Below are 22,543 nucleotides of genomic sequence, written 5' to 3'. Positions count from 1 at the left end.
CCCCAAGATTTTGTAGCACTATACCAAAAACAGTATCATAAGTACACCAAACCCAGTTGAACAAAGCTGATGGCTTGGTTTTAATTATGCTATAATTTGGCATAATCTATGATTTATGAGACAACCACAATGACCAAAGATTTTATCCATCAAACCACCACGCTGTCTGACTGTGTAGGCAATACGCCACTTGTCAAGCTCAATACACTTGCCAAAGATAGCCAAGCTACTTTACTTGCCAAACTTGAGGGTAATAACCCTGCAGGTTCTGTCAAAGACCGTCCAGCGTTTAATATGATTTATCAAGCCGAACAGCGTGGGCAAATCAAACCAGGTGATACACTCATTGAGGCAACCAGTGGCAATACAGGTATTGCACTGGCGATGGTTGCGGCAATGCGTGGTTATCAGATGACCTTATTAATGCCCGCCAATTCCACCCAAGAGCGTAAAGATGCGATGACTGCCTATGGTGCAACACTCATCGAGGTAGCAGATGGCATGGAGGCAGCACGAGATATGGCATTACAGATGCAAGCTGATGGACAAGGCATTGTACTTGACCAATTTAATAATACCGATAATAAACACGCACACTATCTGACCACAGGCCCTGAGCTTTGGCAACAAACTGAGGGCAAAATTACCCATTTTGTCAGCAGTATGGGTACAACAGGCACCATCATGGGTGTCAGTCAATATCTTAAAGAACAAAATCCAGCCATTCAAATCATTGGGCTTCAGCCAGATGAACAGTCATCCATCGCAGGCATTCGCCGCTGGCCTGCTGAATATTTACCAGGAATTTTTGATGCATCATTGGTTGATACGATCATGGATGTCAATCAAACTAATGCCGAACGCTATATGCGAAAACTGGCACGAGAAGAAGGCATCTTTTGTGGTGTATCCTCTGGTGGTGCAGCGTGGGCAGCTCATCAAATTGCCAAAAATACCCCTAATGCGGTCATTGTATTTATTGCGTGTGACCGTGGCGACCGTTATTTATCCACAGGATTATTTGGTGTGACTGACTGAGGCCTGGCATGATTTCCACCCCAATTTTAGTATTTGACATTGAAACCATACCTGACATACAAACAGGCAAGCGACTTTATCCAGAGCTGGCCGATTTGGGTGATGATGATGCTTTAACTGCACTCATTGCCCTGCGTCATGCTGAATCAGGCACAGAATTCATGCGTCTACCACTTCATAAAATCGCTTGCTTGTCATTTTTATGGTTTGATGGCACGACCTTTCATCTTAAATCTCTCACACTACAAACCATGAGCGAAAAAGAGATTTTGGTCAATTTTTTAAGAGCCTTTGATAAAAAACCTGTGCTTGTCAGCTGGAATGGATTGGCTTTTGACTTACCTGTCTTGATGCATCGGTCTATGCACCACCAATTATCTGCACCAGCACTATTTGGCAGCGCCCAAAAATTTGGCTATTCATATCGCTATGGTGAGATGCATATTGATTTGATGGACAAAACTGCACTGCATAATAACAAACTACACCAAAAACTTGATACGGTTGCCAGTTTGTGTGGATTTGCTGGTAAAGGCAATCTTGATGGCTCGCAGGTTTTGCCGATGGTACAAAACTCTCAATGGGACGCCCTTAGTTGTTATTGCGAGTCCGATGTCCTAAATACTTGGCTGATTTATTTAAGGTGGCTGACTTTAACGGGCAAATCTTCTACCGATGAATGCCAAGCACTCATTGACAAAACCAACCAATTTGTACAAAGCTTGACCAATTCAGCTGGCAAGCTACGCCATCAAAGCTTTTTAGATGCTTGGGTACGGTAGGATTTGACGCTTTATTTGATTGTAAGATAAGAGTTATTAAATACTTCGCCCATATCCATCAAAAATCGAATGATGATTTGTACAGCAATCAATATCAAAATCCAAGAAATGGCTGTTTTTAGCCACAGCATGGGTGGGCGTTTTGAATTTGACGCCCAGCCAACACCTGCTGTCGCCGATACCATCCAAACAGCCTCATCTGCCAGTATTTCATAAACACAAAACCAAGCTTGCATAGGCAATGATTTTTAACGCATAAAAATCAGCCAAAAACTCATCAGTGGATTCATGTCATGACAACCAAGCAGACTCAATCAAACCCACAGCTGATTGACTTATGTTATAATGTGCAGTTTAACATGACCGCACCCATTTTTAGTGATGAAATGATTAGGGTGCACCTAACATTGATAATCTATTGATTATATATTGATAAAATACAATAAAACCTTGATCAGTTCATTCATTGTTTCAAAATCCATAATGCTTAAAAACCCATCTAACGACAGGCAAGCTTTTCACATGACCCAAACGCATTCACTTATTCAAAACCCCAGTAAAAAAGGCAAACCAACTGCTCGAGCACGCAAGCGTTTGGCAGATACACCACCCCTTGAATTTCATATCACAAACTTAGCACACGATGGGCGTGGCGTGGCAGTTTATGAGACCGATAACACCACCCACAATCCTGATAAAGCAGGCAAAAAAGTCTTTATCAGCTTTGCATTACCGGGCGAGGCTGTCTTGGTTAAGATGACCAATTCTAAGAAAAATTTTGAAGAAGGTGATGCCTTACAAGTCGTCAATCATCCCCATCCCCAGCGTCAAACGCCACCCTGCCCACATTTTGGGGTGTGTGGCGGATGTAGTCTACAGCACTGGCAGGCAGATGCTCAAATTGATTTCAAACAGTCCGTACTAAAAGAGCTGCTCATACATCAAGCAGGCATCGAGCCTGATATTTGGCTTAAGCCTTTGGTTGGCGATCGTCTTGGCTATCGCACCAAAGCACGCATGGGTGTACGCTATGTTGCCAAAAAAGACTCGGCACTGGTCGGTTTTCGTGAACGCGCCAGCAACTTTTTGGCAGAACTCAATGAATGCCATATCTTAGATAAACGCATCGGCTTTGAGCTTGAAAATTTAAAAGCACTCATCACCGACCTAAATGCACGAGATAGCATTCCACAGCTTGAGATTGCCATGGGGCAGACACTGCCACATGTGCCTGACAGCATCAAATCGGTTGCGGTTATTGTGCGTCATATGCAGGAGCTTGATGATGAAGACTTGGCGAAATTGCGTCAATTTTTTGCAGCTCGCAACTGGCAACTGTTCTTACAACCAAAAGGAGTAGACAGCGTACATCGCATCGATACCGAAGATGCTCGCCCAACTTCGCTGACTGTACCACCCACAGGTGGTCTGTTTTATCATCTACCAAATTTTGATTTGACTTATGAATTTTCGCCATTGGATTTTACGCAAGTTAATTTATCCGTCAATCAAAAAATGATGGATTTGGCAAGCAGTCTGTTAAACCTACAAAAAGGTGAGCGTGTACTGGATTTATTTTGCGGATTGGGTAATTTTAGCTTAGTATTGGCAAGACAAGTTGGCGAAAGTGGCTTTGTGGTCGGTGTTGAAGGCAGTGAGCAGATGACCGAACGCGCCAAAATGAATGCTTGTGCCAACGGCATTGCCCATACTGAATTTTATGCCAAAGACTTGACCCAAGATTTAAGCGATCAGCCATGGGCAACGGGCAATAATCGCTTTGATGCACTCTTGATTGACCCACCCCGCTCAGGTGCTTGGGAGGTGATGGCATACTTGCCCAAATTTAATGCCAAACGCATCGTTTATGTCTCATGCAACCCTGTCACACTGGCTAGAGACACCAAAGCACTCATAGAAGCTGGCTATCGGCTGACACATGCTGGTGTGATGGATATGTTTAGCCATACAGGTCATGTTGAGAGCATTGCACGATTTGAGCGTATTGATGCTTAAATCACAAAAAACACCCTCAAAAAATGTCTTTGAGGGTGTTTTGGGTTAAAAAGACTTAAAATTCACCAAATCTACGCTTGGCTTTTTTATCTTGTCGCTTGGCAAAAAAGATCTCTTCAACTGCCTTTGGACGAGACTTACCACCAAATTTATCAAAACCTGTATTTGGCTTGACCTTATCACCAAATGCTTTGTTGCGTCTTGGACGATCAAAGTCAGTTTGTGTGCCAAATTTTTTGGTAGGCTTATCAAATCGAGTATCGTTACGATCGTTGTCACGGCGATCAAAATTGCGTGTATACGCTTTTTTATCTTGGCGAGCTGTGCCATCAGCTTGATAATAACCTTGTCTATTTTTATCAAAACGGCGATCAGAGCGAGCCTCAAAGCGACTATTGCGACGCTCATGATTTTCATCATTTTCACGACGATTGACGCTGCGTTCACGATCCTCAAATCGTTCACGCTTACCCTCAAATGAACGCTCATGACGATGTTCATGGCGATTACGGCTACCAAATTTATGATCAGTACGCTCAAAATTTTGTCGACCATCTTGGCGAGTACGGTTTTGAGACTTGCTGCGACCACGGCGACGCTCTTGTGATTGGATACCAAAATTACGGCGTGGCTCTAATCCTTCGATGGTTGAGACGCTCATTTGTCGCTTCAGATAACGATTAATATGCTCAAGCTGACGATTGTCATCGATACTGCATAAATTCACCGCCACGCCAGTACGACCTGCCCGACCACAGCGACCAATACGATGCACATAATCCTCAACTTGGCGAGGTAAATCATAATTTATCACATGGCTAATGGCTGAAATATCAATGCCCCGTGCAGCAACATCAGTAGCGACCAACACATCACATTTGCCCGATTTCATGTCGCTAACGATACGATTTCGCTTGCCTTGAGGCAAATCACCGTGCAAATAGCGTGCCTTAAAACCCGCTTCGACAAGCTGCGCTGCCAATTTTTCTGTGGACATTTTTGTGGCTGCAAAAATCACTGCTTGCTTAATTTTAGGGTTATTTAATACTTGAAGCAAGATATTATTTTTGTGGTTAAAATCATCACAATAATACACACTTTCATCGATATGTGCTGACTCAACTTTAATAGAAACTTTTTCAGGATTAACCGTAAAGCTTTCAGCAATTTTACCAACTGCACCATCCCAAGTCGCCGAGGACATCACGGTTTGGCGTGTCTGGGGCGTATTTTGTAGAATTTCTTTGATATCATCTGCAAATCCCATATCAAGCATACGATCTGCTTCATCTAAAATCAGCATATCTAGTTTTGATAAGTCAACACGGCCTTCACGCATATGGTCAATCAAGCGGCCTGGCGTTGCGATGATGACTTGTACGCCTTTTTTTAAGGCACGCAACTGACCGCCATAAGGTGCACCGCCCACCAAAGGCACGCTAAACATATTACGCATGCCATCGCCATAGCGTCGTACACTGTCTTGAACTTGTAGTGCAAGCTCACGCGTTGGTGTTAGGATAAGTGCTTGTACATGCTTTTCAATGGTCGGCTTACGGCTCATTTTATCCAAGACAGGTAAAACAAATGCTGCCGTCTTGCCAGAGCCAGTTTGGGCTGACAAAAGCAAATCACGACCATTTAGAGCGTGCGGAATGGCTTTTGCTTGGATTGGCGTGGGTGTGGTATAACCACTTTTTGTCAGTGCTTTTAAGATGGGCTTATTAAGTCCCAAGTCACTAAACTGTGGTACAAAATTTTCGGTGGTGCTGTCAGTGGTTTGGGTGGTTGATTCGGTCATAATTATCTCAACTGATATGCCCCACTGATGAGCCAATGCAAATGTATTTATTTAATAAAAAAACACAGACCACCAAAGTCGCCAAGCCGATGGGCTTAAGCCTTGGGATCTTATCAATGGCATTTTGAATGTGGTGGCAGGTTTGTCGCTGTTGCTTGACTAATACTTATCAAAAAGGGATTATCCCTCAAGTCTTACAAGCCAAAATCATCGCGACAGTAAATTAAGATAATCAATCAAAAGCTGATTGTATTGAACTGATAAAAATCTAGAACGCTCGGAAAATTCCGTATCAATATCGGTGCGATGTCATCAAATAGCGAGTGTGAACAATTCACAAAGAATAATTATAGCATACCTTTTGGGCAAATGCTTGTTTTATTTCATCAAAATTCAACAGATTTGGTTTATGATATACAGCCGTATAGACACGCCAAGATGGGTACGGTCAGCTGAGTTGATACTGTGTCGCTGGGATTTTGTATGATATTAAGTGTCTTTAGATGATGATTGTCTTTTTTGGCATAACGATTTGTTTGAAAATTATGCTTTTGTCCTTTAAAATTTGATGGCAAGGTGCGATAATAGCCCAAATGCATTAACTTAACGAGTTATAATAATACAACCTAGAAATCATTGAAACTATTTGTTTTTTAGATTACAAGGATTTACCGTGGTTCAGATACGAGATAGCCTGCCCTTATTGGGCGGTAATAGTAGCAGCATGGATAGTGCAACTTTGGCAGCCAGTTTGGTTGCCAAGCAACTGCATCCAGATTTTAAGGCACAGCTTGCCAATCACAAACTCATCAGTGCAGTTGATCACAGTAGTAGCACGACCAACCCTTGCGATATCAATGTATCGGATATCGATATTGAGACTTGGATTTGTCATGTTGCCGCTCGTATTGGTAAAGAAGATTTACCCATCTTACGCCAAGCCTGCCAATTTGTACAAATCCATGCCAATAAGCCCCATGTCACCCGCTCAGGTGCTTATATCACAGGCATTGGCATGGCGGATATTTTGGCGTATCTTTTTCAAAATGAAAATGCCTTAGCTGCCGCCATGCTTTATCGTACAGCACGCCGTGAACTGGTCAGCATTCAGACGATTCGGGTAAATTTTGGGGAGGATATTGCCCATTTGGTGATGGATGCTTTAGCGATGGGCAGATTATCTGAAAGCATTGAGAGCAATCAACGACTTGAAGATTATTTTGAGTCCAATCAAAGAGAGCAGCTTTCTAATATTTATAGCATGCTCATCAGCACAACCAATGATGTGCGTGCTGTGCTAATCAAATTGGCTGAACGCACCTTTGCAATGCGTGAACTGTCCTTTGCACCTCCTGACCGCCAAAAAAGAGTCGCAAGAGAGGTGATGACCATTTATGCACCGCTTGCACATCGACTCTCCATCGCTCAGCTTAAATGGGAACTTGAGGACTTGGCATTTCGCTATCTTGCACCTGATGAATATAAAAAAATCGCAAGTCTGCTTGCCGAAAAACGCAGCGAACGAGAAGCTTATATTCAGCTGGTTAAATCCAAGCTTAGCGAAGAGCTTGAGCGTGCAGGTATCCAAGGCGAAGTGTCAGGGCGTGTCAAGCATATTTATTCAATTTGGCGTAAGATGAAGTCAAAGAATCTTTCTTTTGATCAGCTTTATGACATTCGTGCTTTGCGTGTGATGGTCAATACCAATGCCGAATGCTACTATACACTGGGCATTGTGCATGGTTTATGGCGGCATATTCCTGAGCAATTTGATGACTACATCACCAATCCTAAGCCCAATGGGTATAAATCACTACATACCGCAGTCATCGCTGAGCAGCGTACACTTGAGGTTCAGATTCGTACCTTTGATATGCATTTTGAAGCAGAGCTTGGCAAGGCATCGCATGTCAATTACAAAGAAGGACTCAAGGCCAAAAAGGACGACTATCTTACCCAAAAAATCAGCTCACTGCGTCAGCTTTTAGGCAATGAAAAAGCAGATGGCGAAGAAGATATCGAGCTTGATATTGATAATGCTGAGCGGATTTATGTATTTAGCCGTGATGGCGATATCACTGAACTGCCAAAAGGTGCAACAGTACTTGACTTTGCGTATTATGTGCATACTGAAGTGGGTAACCGTGCTCAAGGTGCACGGGTAAATGGTCGCTATGTACCGCTGACTCATCAGCCAAAAACGGGTGACCAAATTGAAATTATCACCAGATCCAATCGTGAACCAAATCGTGATTGGTTGATGGCGTCACTTGGCTATATCCATACCGCACGGGCAAAATCCAAACTGCGTCAATGGTTCAATAAACAAGATCGGGACAAAAATATTGAAACAGGTAAGGCGTTATTACTTAAAGAGTTTGATCGTCTGTCAATTTCACCCAATCAAATCAGCCTATCAGAATACTTTACCGATCTGAATGTCAAACATGAAGACGATCTGTATGTGGCGTTGGTCATTGGCGATATTACCGTCACACAGATCAGTAATTTGGTCGCCCAAAAGCTTAATTTAACCACCCAAGTGCCTGATAAAGCCAAAATTGAAATCAAACAGCCAATTCGCCCCAATAAATACAAAATTGAGCTTGAAGACCTTGATAATGTTGAGATACATTTGGCAAGATGTTGCAACCCCGTGCATGGCGAACCGATTGCTGGATTTATCACCTTATCAAGCGGGGTCAGCATCCACAATGATGGTTGCCCTGAGTATTTACGCTTAATTGAGCGTGAACCAGATCGCTCTGTGATCGCACACTGGCAAGAAAGCTTTGGACGCTATCAGCCTGTGGTCATCCATGTTGAAGCCAAAAATACCAACGGACTGCTGCGTGATTTGGTGCATGTGATTGATCGAGAAAAAGTCAATATTCACCGCGCTGAAACTGTCTTTAATGATGGTGCAATCAGTCATATGAAGTTTTATGTTGAGGTGGCAGGCATTGCACATTTATCACGCCTACTCAATAAAATTGAACAGCAGCCTAGTGTGCTACATGCTCGCCGTGCAACCGCTTAGAATCAGCCGACTAAAGTTAGCCAATTATCATGCCAGAATTACCCGAAGTTGAGACAACAAAATTAAGCCTAGAGCCATTGATTGGTCAAACTGTCACATGCGTTCAAGTCAGGCATCCACGCTTACGCTATGATATTGCCAAAGATTTGGATAGTTTGGTTGGCTTTGTCCTAACCAAACTACAGCGGCGTGCTAAATATTTACTACTGGATTTTTATCACGCACATGACAGTCGCCAAAAAACTTTACTGATTCATTTAGGCATGTCGGGCAGCTTACAACAGCATATCAATGAACCACCCCGCAAGCACGATCATGTCTTGATTGACTTTGCCGATTCTCATGGTAAAATCATTACTCTACATTATCATGATCCTAGACGCTTTGGCATGATTCTTTGGGTCGTCAATGATGATTATATCGACCAGCCAAACACCTACGCACGATTTTTGGCACACTTAGGGCCCGAGCCTTTGAGCGAAGATTTTGATGCTAACTATCTCATCAGATACATCATGCGTCCCAAATCTCATCAAAAACCTTTAAATAAACCCATCAAATCACTGATTATGGATCAGTCCGTCGTGGTTGGTGTAGGCAATATTTATGCAGCTGAAAGTTTGTTTTTGTCAGGCATTCATCCGCTCACGCCTGCCTATTTGGTTCATGAAGATAAGCTGGTACGATTAACTCATCACATCAAACAAATATTAGCTCGTGCCATTACCCAAGGTGGTTCAACCCTTCGGGATTTTACAGTTGGCAGTGGTAAGACGGGTTATTTTCAGCAAACCTTGCTCGTCTATGGCAGGCAAGGGGAATCGTGTGCCACTTGCGGTAGTTTACTTGAAAATATCAAAATCAGTGGTCGGGCAAGCGTCTATTGTCCAAACTGCCAACCTTATCATGATCACAATGACCCAAGCAGCAACAATTAATTTGCCAAAAAATAGCCCACGATTGGGCTGTTTTTTGGAGAAGTCATCAATTGGCGTTATGCTCAGCAACGACCGAACGAAGCTTAGCAAAATAAGTATCATCAAACAAATTGCCTTGCTCATCAAGCATATCTGCCGACAAGTCCTGAGCAATCATATGTGCCACCGAGACCATGCTGTCAAATCCTCTTAACGCATGTGGATGCGGTAATGCCAAAAATAAAGTCAGCCCCATAAAATGAGATTCAGGCAAACTGTTTAAGTCAAATGCACACACTCCCTCATACCCAACGCCCATCATACTAAACCACAAATCACCCGTACCATCTTCATTTTCATAGCGATGAAACAGATTCATAACGCCATATTTCATACCATATGTACGCACAATTTCAAGTACGGTGCAACCTGGCAACCCAGCAAACGAGTTGCGTGGCATAATGGCAATGCTCACCGTTTCTGTTGCATTAAGCAAAGGGTCGTTATTTTGGTCAAAAATTCGGCGTTCATCCAAATGCTCATCGAGTACAGCCGAGCGTTTGTCAAAGGTCATATCTACCACATAATCAGCGTCCTGATTTTCATCATCATGTGCTTGCCAATCTTGAGCGTGCGACAGACCGCCACTTGGATTATTGACGCGAACACTGTCTTGATTTTGTGAATTCTCATCAATTTTTGCCTGCGTATCTGCCTGATTTTCTTTATTATTCTCTGTTAAAGGCTCATAAACCATTTGTGCTTGCGAGGTTTGTGACATCACAGGTGCAGCCACCACAGCAGCAGCCATACTGGATAATGCATCTTCAGGCTCTACTTTTTTATTTGAACTCTCAATTCTAGACGGCAATTCCCTTTCATCTCTTGGAATAATTGGTAATCCATATTTGGTTTTTACGCCCAAGGCTTCCGATTCTAGTACCAAATTATTACGACGCAAACTACGTATCACAAAAAATACGCCCAAAATCACAACCATCAACGCTAAAATTAACCAAAGACCACTCCACTGCATAGCTACCCCAAATTATTTCCCAGCCATCTCATTCCAATTGATGGGCAAAATTATCTAAAAATCGTAAAATTATTCAAACATGACAAAAATATCCCTAAATTGCCATAAAATAGGCACAATTTAGGTATTTTATATTAGTTTATCAGACTAAGACGATTTTGTCATCTTTTACATGAATAAGCTAGAAATTTGTTACAATTTAATGTGTGCGTACCTGAGTATGCGTTCATTAAATCACATATCAGCCCAATCGACAGCACCATCTTAGTTTGGAACTAAAAAAATCGCTCAATAAGAGCGATTTTAAAAATAGCTGATAAAGGCTTATTTTTTGCTACGGCTTGCAAATGCACCAAAGCGCTTGTTAAAGCTTGCCACACGACCTTCGTTGGCTGTTTTACGCTGCTCGCCTGTATAAAATGGGTGAGAAGCACTAGAAATATCCAATGGGAAATATGGGTATTCTTGACCTTCGTATTCACGAGTTGTTTTGGTTGAAACCGTTGAACGAGTCAAAAAGTACACATCAGCATTAGTATCGTGGAACAATACTTCACGGTATTCTGGGTGAATGTCTTTACGCATGATAACTCTCTATCCAATAAACCTAAGCACCAATAAGCATCGCTGATGATACTCATACGATGGAGCATAGCCACGTCATCACCAACCAACTTTGGCATTACGCACCATGCTTTTCTATGTTATTAGCCAACTTAAGTGGGAAAATAAAGCAGATATTCTAACAAAAAGCCATTAGGCTTGCAAGTTGGATTGATGAAAAATATCCAAGCCGCTCAGCCTTCATTTTGGCTATCTATCCAGCCTCGTAACTTCTGACCTGCCTTAAATGTGACAACACGGCGCGCCTGAATGGGAACGCTTTCGCCTGTTTTTGGATTACGCCCTGGGCGGGGTTTTTTATCTTTTAATTCAAAATTGCCAAAACCTGACAATTTAACCTCATGACCTTGGGCAAGACTCTGACTGATTTCTTCAAAAAATCCATCGACCAATTTTCTTGCCTGTTGGCGTGTCAATCGCAGTCGAATGGTCAATTCATCAACCATATCCGCCTTTGTCAGTGCACCCATGATTTATCCTTGTTTATCAATCAGCTACCAAAAATAATACAGCATTTTATAGCAGATTGATTATTTTACACTTTATAATATACTTAATGCAAATTAATTTGTATTAAAATTCAAAACCGCCATAAGTCGGCATTATGGCGGTTTTAGGTCAGTCTCGCAGATGGGCAGCGTGTTTATCTGCCAAATTTTGAATGACTTTATCAACCGCTGCTTTGATTTGCTCGTCCTCAAGTGTGGCATTTTGATCCTGAAAAACCATCGCAAAAGCAAGCGATTTTTTGCCTTTGGGCAATGTTTCACCCACATAGATATCAAACAACCAAACATCTTGCAAATATTTGCCCGCTGCCTTGCGAATGTCTTTTTCAAGCGCTTGCCAAGCGACATCTTGATCCACCAACACTGCCAAATCTCGACGAACTGATGGGAATTTACTTGGTGCTATGATGGGGCTTGATTTTCGGTTAAGTGTAATCAGCTTATCCAAATCCATTTGAGCCACCCAAACCGTTGGTAAGTCCAAAGCTTTGCAAATGCTTGGATGTAGCTGACCAAAGAAGCCCAAATCTTCGCCATCAATCATCAGATGAGCACTTTGGCCTGGATGCAAGAAAGTCAAAGTCGTGCGTTCATAAGTCACTTTGGATTTATCCAAAGTATTTGGCAGCAGGCTTTCAATATCACGCTTGAGATCATAAAAATCCATCTTGCGTGTCCCATGACTTTGCTCAGTGGTCAGCTCGCCTGTTGCAATCATAGCCAAGCTTGGTGTCTGAACCACATGCTCAACATCACCGCCAACGAAGCTTAATCCAGTTTCAAACAAGCGGACACGCGGCTGCTGACGATTAAGATTATAACTAACAATCGGTAACAGACTCGACATTAAGGTACGACGCATCACCGCAAGATCACTGGAGATGGGATTGGCAAGTGGCAATACCGCACCTAGGCTTTTATCATCAAACAGTGCTTCAATTTTAGCATCGCTAAAGCTGAAGCTCACTGCTTCGTAATAACCTGAGCTTGCCAAAGATCGCTTAACCAATTGAACCAAATCTGCCGTATCATCATATCGCATATCCACAGAAAGCTCTGGCAAGGTCGCACAAATATTGGCATAGCCATACATGCGAGCAATCTCTTCAACGATATCTTGATAAATTGTTAAATCAAATCGGTGGCTGGGCACTTGGCATACCAAACTGTCTTGCTGCATAGTGGTTACAATCTCAAGACGATTAAGCATATCCACCATCTGATCAGATGGTATATCTACACCCAAAAGCTGTGATACCTTACCCACAGGTACAATAATCTTATGTCTGACAGGCAATGCATCTAAATTCTCGGCAGTCGTCATTTGACTAACCTTACCACCTGCAACCGAAACAATCAAACCAACAGCACGATCAATGGCAAGCTTTGGCAACGCAAAATCCACACCACGCTCAAATCTCTGAGAAGCATCCGTATGCAGTCCAAAACGGCGTGCACGCCCTGAGATGGTCAACCGATCAAAATGTGCACTTTCTAGTATGATGCTGGTTGTCTCATCACTGACCGCTGAGCGTGCACCGCCCATAATGCCTGCCAATGCCAAGACGCCAGCATCATCAGCAATCACCAGCTCATCTCCGCTGAGTGTAATGATTTGTTCGTTTAATAATTCAAGCGTCTCGCCAGAGTGTGCCATACGCACGATGATATCGCCTTGAATTTTATCAGCATCAAACGCATGTAGTGGCTGACCTAATTCAAGTAATACAAAATTGGTCACATCCACCAAAAAATTATGGCTTCGAACGCCAGAAGCAATCAAAGCGTCGGTCATCCATTGGGGAGTTGGCCAAGTGCGATCAATATCATCAATACGCTGTGCTAAATATCTGGGACAAGCTTTGGCATCCAAAACTTGCACACTCGGAGCGGTATCAGTGACCACCTTAGTAGGTTGGATTACAGGACGATTGAGCGGCATCTGATTAATGGCAGCAATCTCACGTGCCAAGCCCAATACACTTAAGCAATCCCCACGGTTGGGCGTAATAGCAATTTCAAAAATCTTCGCATCTAAGTTTAAATAATCACGCACATCCATGCCAATTGGGGCATCCTTTGGAAGCTCCATCAAACCATCAATCTCATCTTCAAGGCCCAGCTCTGAAGCACCACAAAGCATTCCTTGTGATTCAACACCTCTAAGCTTACCTTTTTTGATTTTAAAACCCTTATTATCATCACTGGGCAGCACCGCACCAATGGTTGCCACAGCAACTTTTAGCCCAACACATACATTGGGTGCACCGCAGACGATTTGTAAATGCTCACCACTGCCAATATCAACCTTAGTAACACGCAAGCGATCAGCATCTGGGTGCTGCTGACATTCAGTGACCACACCGATGACCACACCATTAAATGGTGGTGCAACAGTCTCAACACCGTCCAGCTCAAGCCCCGCCATGGTCAACTGCTCGCCAAGTAGCTCACTATTAATGCTTGGATTTGCCCACTGTCTTAGCCAATTTTCACTGATTTTCATTTGCTATCTCTGTATTAAATTCATCAAAATTAAATAAATAAGTTAATTGATATTAACTAAACTGCTTTAAAAAACGCAAATCATTTTGGAAAAATAGGCGTAAATCATCAATACCATAATACAGCATCGCAAAGCGTTCAATGCCCATGCCAAAAGCAAAACCAGTATACTCATCAGGATTGATACCGCAGTTTTTGAGCACTTGTGGATGTACCATACCACAGCCCAAAACCTCTAACCATTTCCCATTGTCGGACAAAATATCCACCTCAGCGGATGGTTCGGTGAATGGGAAAAATGATGGACGAAAACGAGCCGTCATTTTTTTGCCAAAAAATGCATCCAAAAACTCATGAATCAACCCCTTAAGCTCTGCAAAATTGCTTGATTTTGAGATCATCAAACCTTCCATTTGATGAAACATCGGTGAATGCGTTTGGTCTGAGTCGCAGCGATACACACGGCCTGGGCAGATAATGCGAATCGGCGGCTCACTGTTTTCCATCGTGCGAATCTGTACACTTGAAGTGTGTGTACGCAGCAAATAATGTGCATCAAAATAAAATGTATCATGCATCGCACGCGCAGGATGATGGCTTGAGATATTGAGCGCTTCAAAATTATAATAATCGCTCTCAATCTCAGGGCCTGTCGCCACGCTAAAACCAGCTTGAACAAAAAACTGCTTCATGCGTTCGGTTGTTTGGGTAATCGGATGCAATCCACCTGATAAAATACCACGCGCAGGTAGACCAATATCAATTTGCTCACTGGCAAGCTTGGCATTCATCGCAGCGGTAGCAAGCTGTTTTGCCTTAGTTTCTAAGGCTTGGTTGATATGCGTGCGTAACTCATGCAAATACACGCCATATTGTTTTTTGGTGTCAGCATCAAGTGCACCCATTTGCTTGGACAATGCTGTCAAGGCTGATTTTTTGCCGCTCAAGCTGACACGCAATTCTTGAAGTGTGCGTTCATCGGTTGCAGTCTCAATCACTGCAATTGCATTGTCTGCAAATGCCAAAAAATCTTGTTCATTAAGCGTGATCAAAGGCTGATCTAAAGTAGGTATCGTGGTGGTCATAAGAAGCACAACTTTCTTTAATTTGCTAAGATGATAAGGGACTCATTGTAAATAATTCACCCAAAAATGTAAACAAGCAATTTGGATTATTCATATCATGATCTTAACCATTTCATGACCTTGTTTTTTATCAGTATCAAAAATGGCTGATTTATTAAGATAAAACCATCATACCAAGTTGTCATTTTGTGGCAAATGATTAAAAACATGTCTCAATCATTTATCAAAAAAATAACCAGCGGTGACACTGGTTATTGTATTCATTGGGTTTATCGTTTGATATTGCCTACGCTTATTGTTTTAATGCAGCCACAACAGCATCTTCACCTGCGGTGCTTGTGCCATTGGCTTGCTCAATCATTTTGCCATGCTCATCTAATACCATGATGGCGTTAGAATGATTAATCATACCACCTTCAGCGTGTTGATAGCGGATATTCATGGTGTTGGCAAGCGTACGCACATCATCATCACTGCCATTTAAGAAAGTCCAATGTTCATCAGCCTTGTAATGCTCACCAAAGTTCTTCAAAACGGCTGGGGGGTCTCGCTCAGGGTCAAAGCTCACCACCAAAAATCCTGTGTTGGCACGCACCTCTTCAGGCAGTTTGTCTTGAATGTTTTTCATGCTACGCATCATAAATGGGCAGACTTCTTTACAATTGGTAAAGATAAAGGCAACCACTTGTTTTTGCCCTGCCAAACTGTTTAAGTCAAAGGCGTTGCCATCTTGGTCTTTCCAATCGCCTTCCACCAGATATACTGACTCTTCTAAGGCAGGTGCTGGCGTGTCCGCCACAGGCAACTCAACATGCTCATGATGACCATGCCCATCATGTCCGTGTGCGTCGCCATGGGCAGCGTGTTCATGGGCGTGTTCTGTGGAGACCACCTCGCCATCATGGGTGGTTTGGTCGGCTTTTTGTTCGGTTTGTTGGCAGGCACTCAAAAGTAGGGCAATGCTGCTGGCTAAGATGAGTTTTTTCATAATTTGCTCCTGATTGATGTGGCGTTTTTTGCCACAGATGCTAAGTGGTTATTGTTAACTCACTGGTTAATTGATTGTAACCAATTGGTTCATTTTGTGCAATTTTGCTGGTCGTTTGTCTAAGCGTGGCTGATTTTTAATCTTTTGCACAGCGAAATCCCAAGCTTTTTAGGGCAAATTGAGATTGTAAGCTTGATCGAAAGCCGTAACGCATAAAAGCGGCATAATCTGATGGGTCGGGTGCACCTGCTGCACCAGAACCACAAAACATGGTTTGGTTTAATGTGCTGTCTGCTCGTGATTCACCTGACACCAGATTGCTGTTAAAGTCTTGTGTCCATTCCCAAATCAAGCCGTGCATGTCATACACACCCCAGTAGTTGGCTGGGCTTTGGGCCACACGCTTTAATGGCATGGTGGCAGATTTGGTATACCAGTCTAAAATGGTTTGGTTATACCCTTTTTCTTGGCTGCCATTGATGCGAGTGGTTGACGCTTGTGCGACATATTCCCATTCTGCAATCTTAGGTAAGCGTTTGCCTTGCGCTTTACAATAAGCGTTGGCGGCATACCATGAGACATTCACCACAGGTTTATCAATGTCGGCTGAGTTTGGATAATAGCCTTTGCTTGTTTTTTGCCAGTGAGCCAAATAGTCAGGTTCAGCAAAAAGCTTGGCGATGTTTTGTTTTTGCCATTTGGGATTATTTGCGACAAATTTGGCAAATTGTTGGTTGGTTACGGGTGTTTTATCAATGTGAAAATTACCCACGGTAACCATGGGGCTGTCTTCACTTAAGTATAAAGGGCGATATGTGCCACCTTTGATGCTTGCCATGGCATTGGTGTCAGTTTTGGCGTGGGCAATGGGCTGGGGTGATAAGACAAACGCTGCCAAAGCCACAACCAAAGAGCTGATGACATTATCCCACGCAGTTAAGTGAGCCAATGTGTTGGTGTGAGTTAATCTCATCAGACTTTCTCCTTATTCAAAATTTTTTAACGACCTTTTAACATTACTTTAACAATTTCGCTTTAATAATCTTTTCACTTTATTAAGCTTTCACTTTATTAAGCTTTCACTTTATTAAGCTTTCACTTAATTTGGCGTCAAGCTTTTGTGCTTTCAAGTTTTTGTGCTTTTTAGCATACACCTTTTGGCATGGCTTTTAAACACACACTTTGGGCATCATTGGGCAAAACGCATGAAAGCCATTAAGCACATCATGGCTTGCCACATAAGACAGCCATGATGCTCAATGAAAACCAGCGGATATCTTAATTAAACTTTAAGATCAGTTTGGCTTGGTTTTTTTGGCTTTTGCCACATCGTCTGCACTGAGTTGACCGCCTTTGTTACCAAAGCTGTTAAGCGTGTAGGTGATGACATTGGCAATCTGTTGGTCGCTCAGAGCAATCGCAGGCATGACGCTTTCATATTGGTTGCCATTGACGGTAATCTTACCAGACAATCCATTTGCCACGATGCTGGCGGCACGAGCGTGGTCGGCGTTTAGATAGTCAGAGTTGGCAAGCGGTGGGAAAGCGTTTGGCACGCCTTTACCATCAGGTTGGTGACAAGCAGCACAGTTAGAGTCATAGGTTGCCTTACCTGCTTTAATCTGCTCTTGTAAGTTGGCAGGTGCAGGTGTTTTGGGTGCTTCTTGGGTATCAATTGCTTGTGGGGCACCCTCTGGCAGATAGACAGCGTCTGTTTGTTTGTGTGAATAAATCTCATGATTTTCTTCACCTTCCACCTTAAGTATGCCCAATGCCCCTTTGTTAAAGGCACGGAAGATGGCATGGTCAACCAAGACATAATCACCCGGCACATCCACCTTAAATTCAGTGATGGCAGCGCCACCTGCTGGGATTAGCGTGGTTTGGATATTGTGGTTTTCACCCTTACCACCCTCAAAGTGAACCTTATCAAAAATCTCACCAATGACATGGAATGATGATGTCAAATTCGGGCCGCCGTTACCCACAAATAAGCGAACAGTTTCGCCAACCTTGGCTTTTAGAGCATTTTCACCAGTCAACGCCCCCACCGAACCATTAAAGACAACATATTCAGCATCTTCTCGAATGGCTTTTTCCATATCAAAGGGCTGTAGACCTTGTTCGCCATATTTGCCTTTGGTATAAAAGTCGCCTTGCATGACATAGTATTCTTTATCTACTTTTGGCAAGCCCTCTTTTGGTTCAACCAAAATCAAGCCATACATGCCATTAGCAATGTGCATGCCAACAGGGGCAACCGCACAGTGATAGACATACAAACCAGGCTGTAAGGCTTTAAAACTAAAGGTTGATGTATGACCCGGTGCGGTAAATGACGCTTCTGCCCCGCCGCCAGGCCCTGTGGCAGCGTGAAAGTCAACATTATGGGGCATTTTTGAATCTGGGTGGTTTGAGAACTGCACTTCGATGGTGTCGCCTTCACGCACACGAATCATCTGCCCTGGAACTTGACCGCCAAATGTCCAAAACTGATATTCCACGCCATCTGCCAGACGCATGACTTTTTCAACGGTTTCCATTTTTACCACCACTTTGGCGGGGTGGTCACGGTCAACAGGTGGTGGAACTTCTGGTGCATGCGTAACAATGGCATCAATGACAGGCAGCTCGCCTTGATGTTCTTGTGAGGCAGCATTATCTGCATTTGCTGTCTTGGCGGCAGCGTCTACCGTGCTGCTTTTTGGCTGGGCGGCTTTGTCCGCTTGATTGCTACAACCACTGAGCATCAATGCACTTAAGGCACAAATTAAGGTTGTTTTTATCAAAGTAGGCTTAGACATATGGGTTCTCCTTATAGAAAGGTTGCCTGTAATTTTCTTCAATGCCATCAATAAAAATAAAAAGCACAAAAAAGTTAAAATACCTAGAAAAGGCACTTAAAATACATGTCAAACACATGTATAATGCCATATCCTTAACATGTATTTTAAATACATTTTTCTTAAAAGTAAACCAATTTTTCAATCTTTTTACATCAATGTTTTATCATGTAAATTAAACATGATTAAAGATAATAATGATTGTCATTTTTAATTTAAAATTGCTAAAATTTCTAGCTTTTTTGCTTGAATTTGTATGGATTTCGTTTGAATGGATTGAGATTGAGTGTTTTAGATTGACCGATGGCGTGTCAAGATGAACATGGTTGCAGAGTGTGATTATGAGATTAACTCAATACAGTGATTTTGCGTTGCGTGTGCTGATTTATTTGGCGACCATACCCAATAATGATGAATTGGTACGCATTGATGACATTGCCAAAAGCTATGGGATTTCTAAAAATCATTTGACCAAGGTTATTCATCAGTTGAGCAAGCTTAAAGTCGTTGACAGTGCGCGGGGTAAAAACGGTGGCATTCGCTTAGCAATGCACCCCAAAAACATCAATGTTGGCAACATCGTTCGCCAAACAGAGCCAGATTTTTTTGTGGTGGCGTGTTTTGCTGATGAGCCAGCACAAGATGATTTAATGACAGATAATTTGATGACAAATGATTTGAGGAAAATCAAAACTTTGGATTTGTCTGTGGGGCAACCCGCCATGTCTTGTGTCATCTCACCTGCTTGTCATTTAAAGCAAGTTTTTGCCGAAGCCACCAAGGCATTTTTGCAGGTTTTGGACAGCTATACGCTGGCGGACATCATCAGCAACGCCGATGAGCTAAGGCACTGTTTGTCTTTATATGATGGGTAGCTTAACATTTGTGATTTGGTCATTTGTGATTGACTCATTTGCGGTCAATGATGGCTGGATTTATTCAAACCATCATTAACTAACCGCTATTAACCATAAAAAAACCATAAAAAACCCCCAATGATTTGAGGGATTTTTGTTGATAAGAACGAATACTTTGGACATCACACGAGGGTTAGTCTGTGATGGGCGTGTCATGTTTTGGGTGTTTTGGCGATTGACCAAATACCAGTTTGACCACCTGTAAAGCGATGCTCACGCCACCGATGATAAAGACCACATCACCAAAGGTACGCACCCAACGCAATGTTTCTAAAAAGTCTTGTTGTAAGAAGCCTTCACTTCTAGCATACCACAAGCCTTCGGTGATAGACGCATAGGCTTGATAGATACCAATTGGCAACAAGCTGGTAAAAATCATCAGTAACAGACCAAGGTTTAATCCCCAAAAGCCAGTTTTCATCAATTTATCACTGAAGCGATATTCAGGACGCAAATAACGCACAATCAACAGCACAAAGCCCAATGCCAAGAAGCCATACACGCCAAATAAAGCTGCGTGAGCGTGGACAGGCGTGGTGTTCAGACCTTGCAGATAAAACAGTGAGATGGGTGGGTTAATCATAAAGCCAAACACACCTGCACCTAACATGTTCCAAAATGCCACGGCAACAAAGCACAGCACGGGCCATTTTAAACGCTCCATCCATTTGGCATGGCGTTGCATTGACCAGTGTTCATAACCTTCATAACCCAAGACAATCAAAGGCACCACTTCCAAAGCACTAAATGACGCACCGATTGCCATGATTGGCGTGGTTGTGCCTGTGAAATATAAGTGGTGGAATGTCCCCGGCACACCGCCCAATAAAAACAAGGCAGCTGACGCAATTGAAGAGCCTGTGGCGATTTTTTTGCTCACCAAACCTAAGTTATAAAAAATAAAGGCAATGGACACGGTGGCAAAGACTTCAAAGAACCCTTCTACCCATAAATGCACCACCCACCAACGCCAGTATTCCATGATGGCAATCGGGGTATGTTCGCCGTAGAATAAGCCTGAGCCATAAAATAAGCCCACACAAACCACAGAAGCAACAAAGATGAACAACAGGTTCTTATCGCCTTCACCTTTAAAGCCAGCCAGTACACCACGCAACATCAAGACCAGCCAGAACAACACCCCAACCCATTTTAGGATTTGCCAAAAACGCCCTAAATCAATAAATTCATAGCCTTGATGACCAAACCAAAAGTTAAGATGAGCAGGCATGATGTGAGCGATGGCAAGGTATTGACCAATGTATGAGCCAACCACCACAATGATTAATGCCACCCATAACAAATCCACCCCAAGCTTTTGATATTTGGGGTCTTTACCGCCATGAATGATGGGCGTAACAAACAAACCGATTGCCAAAAAGGCGGTGGCAATCCAGAACAAGGCAGATTGAATGTGCCAAGTACGAGCCAAAGAATAAGGGATAAAATCAGACACAGGAATACCATAAAAGTCTTGACCTTCAATGGTATAGTGAGCCACAAAGCCCCCTAAGAATATCTGCACCACAAACAACGCCACCACCAAAAAGGCGTATTTGGCTAAGGCTTTTTGTGAGGGTGTCAGCTCAATTAAGCTTAATGGGTCTTGTTTTGGTACGGTTACTTTAATGTCATCTTCTTCTTGTTTGTGCAAGAATGCCCAACCCCAAATCAAAAGACCAATGCCTGCCAATAAGAACACCACACTGGCAATGGACCACATCACATTTTCAGCGGTAGGCACATTATCAATTAAAGGTTCATGCGGCCAGTTGTTGGTATAAGTGGCAACCGTTCCTGGGCGGTTGGCGGACGATGTCCACGCTGTCCAAAAATAAAAATGAGCCAGATTTTGACGAGCCGTCAAATCAGGCAATGTGTTATTTTTCATGGCAAAACTTTCACGAGAGCTGGCAAGCTCTGGAGTATCGCCATATAAATCAATGTAATAAGGTGCAACTTGGTTAATCGCTGCTATGCGAGTGTCGGATAACATCACTGTGTTGTCCGACCCCATGCTACTGCCACGGTACTCTTCTTTGAGCTGTTGTTGTAAGCCCATTTTTTCAATGCTGGTCAGCTCATCAAACGCCTTGCCATGATCGGCTTGGGCTTTGATGTTAAGCCATGCGACCAGCTCACGATGCAACCAATCGGCTGTCCAGTCAGGGGCTTGATACGCACCGTGGCCATAGACTGAACCCAACTGCATACCACCTGTTGATTGCCAAGCAGATTGACCGTCTAAAATGTCTTGTTTTGTGATTAAAGTTTGACCTGATGAGTCAACGAACTTATCAGGAATGGGCGGGGTGGTACGGTAAATCTCAAAACCGCCCCAACCTAATAAGATGAAGGCGATAATCAGTGTAATGACAAGCCCCCACCAATGTTTTTTATATTCACCCATTGCCATACTCCTCATAGTGTCATTAGGTGGAT

General features: G+C 43.0%; 17 protein-coding genes. 6 read left to right on the top strand and 11 right to left on the bottom strand.

Features of this window, described 5'->3' with window-relative positions; genetic code table 11:
- Positions 1 to 108 precede the first annotated feature (108 nt).
- The gene (gene cysM, locus HMPREF2573_RS01375; RefSeq protein WP_003656842.1) at positions 109 to 1,038 is read left to right on the top strand and encodes a cysteine synthase CysM; all 930 of its coding nucleotides are present in this window, start codon (positions 109 to 111) and stop codon (positions 1,036 to 1,038) included.
- An 8-nt stretch (positions 1,039 to 1,046) separates the two neighbouring features.
- Positions 1,047 to 1,820 (top strand): 3'-5' exonuclease, encoded by a 774-nt coding sequence (locus HMPREF2573_RS01370; protein ID WP_003667264.1) that lies wholly within the window; start codon positions 1,047 to 1,049, stop codon positions 1,818 to 1,820.
- 11 nt (positions 1,821 to 1,831) lie between these two features.
- Here the strand turns inward: HMPREF2573_RS01370 and HMPREF2573_RS01365 are convergent, their stop codons facing one another.
- A complete protein-coding gene (locus HMPREF2573_RS01365) occupies positions 1,832 to 2,056 on the bottom strand; it encodes a hypothetical protein (protein WP_003667266.1) in 225 nt (74 codons plus the stop codon).
- Positions 2,057 to 2,342: 286 nt separating this feature from the next.
- Between HMPREF2573_RS01365 and rlmD the strand changes: the two genes are divergently transcribed.
- On the top strand, positions 2,343 to 3,836 hold the full coding sequence (gene rlmD / locus HMPREF2573_RS01360; protein WP_003656851.1) for a 23S rRNA (uracil(1939)-C(5))-methyltransferase RlmD: 1,494 nt from the start codon (positions 2,343 to 2,345) through the stop codon (positions 3,834 to 3,836).
- Between the two features lie 55 nt (positions 3,837 to 3,891).
- Here rlmD and HMPREF2573_RS01355 read toward each other — a convergent pair whose 3' ends face one another.
- Positions 3,892 to 5,637: a DEAD/DEAH box helicase gene (locus HMPREF2573_RS01355; protein WP_003656854.1), complete on the bottom strand. Its 1,746-nt coding sequence runs from the start codon at positions 5,635 to 5,637 to the stop codon at positions 3,892 to 3,894.
- A gap of 673 nt (positions 5,638 to 6,310) precedes the next feature.
- Between HMPREF2573_RS01355 and HMPREF2573_RS01345 the strand changes: the two genes are divergently transcribed.
- Together HMPREF2573_RS01345 and mutM are read left to right on the top strand one after the other, a co-directional pair.
- Entirely contained in the window at positions 6,311 to 8,677 is a 2,367-nt protein-coding gene (locus HMPREF2573_RS01345; RefSeq protein WP_003656858.1) for a RelA/SpoT family protein, read from the top strand.
- A 29-nt stretch (positions 8,678 to 8,706) separates the two neighbouring features.
- The gene (gene mutM / locus HMPREF2573_RS01340; RefSeq protein WP_070472300.1) at positions 8,707 to 9,615 is read left to right on the top strand and encodes a bifunctional DNA-formamidopyrimidine glycosylase/DNA-(apurinic or apyrimidinic site) lyase; all 909 of its coding nucleotides are present in this window, start codon (positions 8,707 to 8,709) and stop codon (positions 9,613 to 9,615) included.
- 46 nt (positions 9,616 to 9,661) lie between these two features.
- On the opposite strand, the gene HMPREF2573_RS01335 is transcribed toward mutM, so the two are convergent.
- The 8 genes from HMPREF2573_RS01335 to nirK all read right to left on the bottom strand — a co-directional run bounded on the left by HMPREF2573_RS01335 (position 9,662) and on the right by nirK (position 19,145).
- Positions 9,662 to 10,630, bottom strand: coding sequence for a cell division protein ZipA C-terminal FtsZ-binding domain-containing protein (locus HMPREF2573_RS01335; protein ID WP_003656862.1), 969 nt, complete (start codon positions 10,628 to 10,630; stop codon positions 9,662 to 9,664).
- Between the two features lie 324 nt (positions 10,631 to 10,954).
- Complete coding sequence (locus HMPREF2573_RS01330; protein WP_003656864.1) at positions 10,955 to 11,215, bottom strand: type B 50S ribosomal protein L31; 261 nt, start codon at positions 11,213 to 11,215, stop codon at positions 10,955 to 10,957.
- 212 nt (positions 11,216 to 11,427) lie between these two features.
- Positions 11,428 to 11,724, bottom strand: coding sequence for an integration host factor subunit alpha (locus tag HMPREF2573_RS01325; RefSeq protein ID WP_003656865.1), 297 nt, complete (start codon positions 11,722 to 11,724; stop codon positions 11,428 to 11,430).
- Between the two features lie 148 nt (positions 11,725 to 11,872).
- Entirely contained in the window at positions 11,873 to 14,269 is a 2,397-nt protein-coding gene (gene pheT / locus HMPREF2573_RS01320; RefSeq protein ID WP_070472297.1) for a phenylalanine--tRNA ligase subunit beta, read from the bottom strand.
- Between the two features lie 52 nt (positions 14,270 to 14,321).
- Positions 14,322 to 15,353 carry a phenylalanine--tRNA ligase subunit alpha gene (gene pheS, locus HMPREF2573_RS01315; protein ID WP_003656869.1) on the bottom strand — a complete coding sequence of 344 codons (1,032 nt, stop codon included), beginning with the start codon at positions 15,351 to 15,353 and terminating at the stop codon, positions 14,322 to 14,324.
- 292 nt (positions 15,354 to 15,645) lie between these two features.
- On the bottom strand, positions 15,646 to 16,341 hold the full coding sequence (locus HMPREF2573_RS01310; RefSeq protein WP_070472294.1) for an SCO family protein: 696 nt from the start codon (positions 16,339 to 16,341) through the stop codon (positions 15,646 to 15,648).
- 136 nt (positions 16,342 to 16,477) lie between these two features.
- Positions 16,478 to 17,314, bottom strand: coding sequence for a formylglycine-generating enzyme family protein (locus HMPREF2573_RS01305; RefSeq protein WP_003663412.1), 837 nt, complete (start codon positions 17,312 to 17,314; stop codon positions 16,478 to 16,480).
- Positions 17,315 to 17,636: 322 nt separating this feature from the next.
- On the bottom strand, positions 17,637 to 19,145 hold the full coding sequence (gene nirK, locus HMPREF2573_RS01300) for a copper-containing nitrite reductase (RefSeq protein WP_003656881.1): 1,509 nt from the start codon (positions 19,143 to 19,145) through the stop codon (positions 17,637 to 17,639).
- A gap of 380 nt (positions 19,146 to 19,525) precedes the next feature.
- Here nirK and HMPREF2573_RS01295 point away from each other — a divergent pair, with 380 nt between their 5' ends.
- Positions 19,526 to 20,059, top strand: a complete 534-nt coding sequence (locus tag HMPREF2573_RS01295) for an Rrf2 family transcriptional regulator (protein ID WP_003656885.1) — start codon at positions 19,526 to 19,528, stop codon at positions 20,057 to 20,059.
- A gap of 175 nt (positions 20,060 to 20,234) precedes the next feature.
- Here the strand turns inward: HMPREF2573_RS01295 and HMPREF2573_RS01290 are convergent, their stop codons facing one another.
- Entirely contained in the window at positions 20,235 to 22,511 is a 2,277-nt protein-coding gene (locus HMPREF2573_RS01290; RefSeq protein ID WP_003663410.1) for a nitric-oxide reductase large subunit, read from the bottom strand.
- Positions 22,512 to 22,543 lie beyond the last annotated feature (32 nt).

Source organism: Moraxella sp. HMSC061H09, assembly GCF_001809255.1.
GTDB lineage: Bacteria > Pseudomonadota > Gammaproteobacteria > Pseudomonadales > Moraxellaceae > Moraxella > Moraxella catarrhalis.
The sequence above is the reverse complement of the archived record's forward strand: the minus strand, read 5'-3'. Positions and strand labels throughout refer to the sequence as shown.